The organism is Candidatus Albibeggiatoa sp. nov. BB20, assembly GCA_016744725.1.
Classification (GTDB): domain Bacteria; phylum Pseudomonadota; class Gammaproteobacteria; order Beggiatoales; family Beggiatoaceae; genus Albibeggiatoa.
In genome coordinates this window covers 1-4,853 of sequence record JADGDW010000239.1, presented here as the reverse complement: position 1 = coordinate 4,853, position 4,853 = coordinate 1, and the positions used below count along the sequence as shown (strand labels likewise).

Sequence of the window (4,853 nt, the reverse complement as noted above, 5' to 3'; positions counted from 1 at the left end):
CATATTTGACAACTCTGTCGCTGTTGCTTGACCAAAGCTTGCGCTTAAATAATCTGTGTATATGTTTAATTCTTCTTGCTTCATACTTACTTATCTTATTTTAATTTGGGATTCTTTGCGTAACTTGAGTTATTAAAAAGGGTTATTCAAGTTTCTAGAGGATATTTAAAAAATCAACAATGGGTTGCGTCATGAATCTACTCGACGTGACACGTCGTGAAGGCATTCCCACAAGGCCTTGCGGGAATGAGGTAACCAATATTTTTCAGCTTGGGGGTTTTGGCTCTACGTAGGGAAATTTTGTTCGTGAAGATATTTTAATAATGTTCGATAGGCTTGATTGTGATTGCCGTTCAACAAATTTGTGATATAGTCGTTTTATTCTAAGATGATACAAGACTGGCAGTCCTTGGTTTTAAAAGTAATTGATATTTAAAGTTTTATAGGACTGCCAGTCCTAATACCCAAAACGAAATTGACTATAAAACTAAAATGTAAAAATGAGTAAGCCTAACGTTCTACATCATCAGCTAGGCTTACCGTTTATAGCTTCACTTATTTCAACAAATTAACACCAATAATACCAATGCCTTTCCCTGAAATAACCGATAAAATGGCAGCATAAACACCTGCTTTGACTTCAATGCTATCAGCTTGCTCAATTGTTTCACCTGTAGCAAGATTCAATAAAGTCAGTTGAGTTTCAACATCTCCCCGAATAATATCAGTGAAAATTTGAACTCGCTGAGTGCCAGCACCATTTACAATAAAATTGAGTACGAGCTGATCTTGTAAATAGCCGCGTACACTGAGATTGGTTAAATTGAGTGTATTATTTTGTAAGCTAATACCTGCTAAACCACGACCCAATACTTGTTCAGAAGACATTTGCAAGGTATAGATACCTGCTGGCACTGTTTGATTGAGCGTGAAGCTTTCGAGATGTTGCTGTTGAGTAAGAGGATAACCATAGTAATTGCCTTCAGCATCCTTTAAAAGTTGGTTTAATCTCAGCTTAGGAAATACGCCTGCGTCCAAAATATCCGCGTGAAGTGTGACATCGGTACTGCCTTCTCCTTCGAGAATAAAACCTAAAATCAAATCTTTCGCACCACCAAGCAATAAATCATGCCCACTGAAATTCAAAAATTCCAATTGATTTTGTAGCTCCACTATTTCAGGAATGTCGTATTTACCATAGATTCTAACTAAGCAATTTCGATGCGTATTCATCAATAATTGTTGTTTATCACAACCCGCACTGCCTTCCCAAACCAGATCATATTCTCCTTGTGTGAGTTCAAGATCATTATTAATACTGACGACTTCTAATTGAACCTCTTCAGCTTGGTCAAAAATATGGAAACAACTACCTTCACCGTATTTACAATCAATACCACTGGGTATGCTGCGAATGTGGGTTTGCAAACTTGCAACAGAAAGCTGATGTCCAGAAGGCTCTATTGGCTGGGATGTGCTTCCATTTGACGCAGGCTTACGCAAGGCTTTGATGTCAGAAATAGAATAACCTGTTGTGACCTCTTTAAATAAACCATCGTTATTTGTTGAGCATCGAAAATAGTCATCATCTTCACTAGGATTTTGAAAATAGTATGCGGCATTTTTTCTGAGACCATTGACGTAGATTGCGTAATTGAATCGAATATAAGCACCATCTTCATTGTACATAGGGATACTATAGTCAGAATCTAAAGAAACTGTCTTTTCATAGTATGGTTCGCCGTCACCATCATCCCAAAAAACATAAGCCCCATAGTCAAAAACTGATCTACCTTCGGCACGATACCATGCTTTAGTGCTTTTTGATTCTGTAGACAACATCACTTGAACATACTTGTTATAATCAGTAGTACCTTCAATATCTCTTGCAGCGGTACACACACAATTGATAACATCAGGCAAATAATCTATAACATAACAGTCATCATCAGTAAACGGAATCGCATAAGCGGTCATTGTTGCACTGAGGTATAGACAGCTTAAACATAATGATAAAAGCCGAATCAGCCTTGTTTTTACATCACGTGTAAAAGGCCATAAACAGCCTACATACCAACCGAGCCTCGTGCTCAATTGGCTAAAAACAGAATGGAATTGCATAATTTAATACTCTTAAATAGGTGACATCCACTGCTCATCAGCGGACACAATGCCCTTAATTTAAGTAGATAAACCTATATTTTTCAAGTAAACTGTCTTATTTTTATTTACAACACCATTCCAAATGACCATCAAAAGCATTTAATTACGACTGTAATAAATGTCTAAAACAAGCCTAATTCTTTGTTATTCCAATCCCTTTAAAAATCCTCTAAAAACTTTATAAACTGTACTTCATCTAAAACCTCAATTCCCAATTGTTGAGCCTTATCCAACTTACTACCCGCTTTCTCACCTGCAATCAGCAAATGGGTTTTCTTTGACACACTGCCACTGACTTTTGCACCTAATGCCTGTAAACGCTGTTTAGCATCGTCACGGCTCAGATTGTGTAATGTGCCTGTTAAAACAATGGTTTTGCCTTGCAAAGGTAACTGTTCAACTTGCTCTTGTTGCACTTCATGCTCTGGCCATTGCACTCCACAAGCCTTAAATTGCTCAATAATTTCAATATTATGCGGTTCACGGAAAAACGTATAAATGTTCTTTGCAACCACAGTTCCGATGCCATCAATGACTTCCAATTGTGCAGAACCTGCTTGCATCAATTTATCTAACTGTCCAAAATGCTGGGCTAAAAGTCGGGCAGTGGTTTCTCCCACTTCACGAATACCTAAAGCATATAAAAATCGGGCTAAGCTGGTATCCTTACTTTTCTGTAAAGCATTGATTAAATTATCGGCGGATTTATCACCCATACGCTCCAAACCTGCCCATTGAGCATGAGACACAGTATAAATATCGGCCAAACTGTTAACTAAAGCTTTATCAACCACTTGTTCAATAATTTTTGAGCCTAAACCATCAATATCCATAGCCCGTCGTGAAGCAAAATGTTCTAACGCCTGTTTACGTTGCGCTGCGCAAAATAAACCACCACTACAACGAATGACAGATTCGCCTTCAATCCGTAGTGCTTTAGAATCGCATACGGGGCAAGCCTCAGGCATTTCAAATAATTGCGTATCGGCTGGACGTTGATCTAATTGCACCCGTACCACTTCTGGAATCACATCACCCGCACGATGTACAATCACTGTATCGCCGACTCTCACATCTTTGCGTCTAATTTCATCAAGATTATGCAACGTAGCATTAGTAACCACCACACCGCCCACAGTCACAGGCTCTAAACGTGCAACAGGGGTCAACGCCCCCGTACGTCCGACTTGAACTTCAATGGCTAAAACTTGGGTTAAAGCCTCTTGTGCAGGTAATTTATGTGCAACTGCCCAACGTGGAGCGCGTGATACAAAACCAAGCGTTTCTTGTGCGGCTAAGTCATTGACTTTATAAACTACGCCGTCAATATCAAAATCTAAATCATCACGTTGTTGCAATATTTGCTGATAATAATCTAAACAGCCTTGCACCTCGTTAACGACTTTGACCCATGTTGAGACAGGAAAGCCCCATGTTTTTAATTGCTGCAACATATCATAATGCTGGGTGGGTAGATCCGTTTGCTCCACAACACCCACTGCATAAGCATAAAAACTTAATGGACGAGTGGCTGTGCTGCGGGAATCTAACTGGCGTAAACTACCCGCAGCAGCATTACGAGGATTGGCAAATATTTTGTCATTATTAGCCCGTTGTTGCTGATTGAGCTTTTGAAAACCCAATTTAGTCATGAATACTTCGCCACGGACTTCTAGCACAGGTGGATAGTCAGAACCTTGTAAACGTAATGGAATGGCTTTAATCGTCTTTACATTTTGCGTCACATTCTCGCCTTGATGCCCATCACCACGGGTCGCCGCTTGTACCAACACCCCTTGTTCATAACGCAAACTAATCGCTAAGCCATCTAATTTAGGCTCAGCCACATATTCGACATGAGCCACTTTGAGCCGCTCACAAACCCGTTGGTCAAAATCCCCGACTTCATCCTCATTAAACGCATTCCCCAGCGATAGCATGGGTACGATATGTTGCACGGATGCAAATGTGCTTAGCGGTTCAGCTCCCACTCGCTGCGTAGGTGAATCGGGTGTGATTAGTTCTGGATATTGGTTTTCTAAATCTTGTAATGTGCGCAACAACTTATCATATTCAATATCTGGGATATGAGGATTATCTAAAACGTAATAATCATGATTATGTTGATGGAGTGTTTGACGTAATTCATTGACTTGATTTTGAATTTTTTGAGAAATCATTAAGGTAACTATCTGGTTAAAAGCAACAGTGATAGCGAATGATGACATATCAATATAGGTATTCACAAGCGTTTAAAATAAGTATTCCCTAAATTGCATAATGCGCCTTATTTTTTGATTTTGAACTTACTCTTAAGCCCATTACAATAGCGTTGTTTCACGATAAAAAGCAGTCATGTAGAAAGGTAAAAATTACAGCACTATAGTCATTTTATTCTAAAGTGATACAGGACTGGCAGTCCTCGATTTTGAAACTGATTGATATTTAAAGTGTAAAAGGACTGCCAGTCCTAACACATAAACCGAAATTGACTATATCCTAATTGCCATAAATTAAGGTTGTTTCGTTCTCAGACGTTGAGGCCGTAAAAGAACTCTCAAATTTAGTTATTTTTTACTCTTAAACTATTGATTTTATTTCCATGTATAAGGTTAAAACCTTCGCCTTTCAGGCGAACAGATTTATCTCCCTAAACTCAAGAATGGCTTATAATATGAGAGATGGAATAC

General features: G+C 38.9%; 2 protein-coding genes. Both read right to left on the bottom strand.

Features of this window, described 5'->3' with window-relative positions:
• Nucleotides 1-555 precede the first annotated feature (555 nt).
• A complete protein-coding gene (locus tag ABXH34_RS17845; protein WP_353573240.1) occupies nucleotides 556-2,121 on the bottom strand; it encodes a hypothetical protein in 1,566 nt (521 codons plus the stop codon).
• Nucleotides 2,122-2,321: 200 nt separating this feature from the next.
• Nucleotides 2,322-4,343 (bottom strand): NAD-dependent DNA ligase LigA, encoded by a 2,022-nt coding sequence (gene ligA, locus ABXH34_RS17840; RefSeq protein WP_353573239.1) that lies wholly within the window; start codon nucleotides 4,341-4,343, stop codon nucleotides 2,322-2,324.
• Nucleotides 4,344-4,853 lie beyond the last annotated feature (510 nt).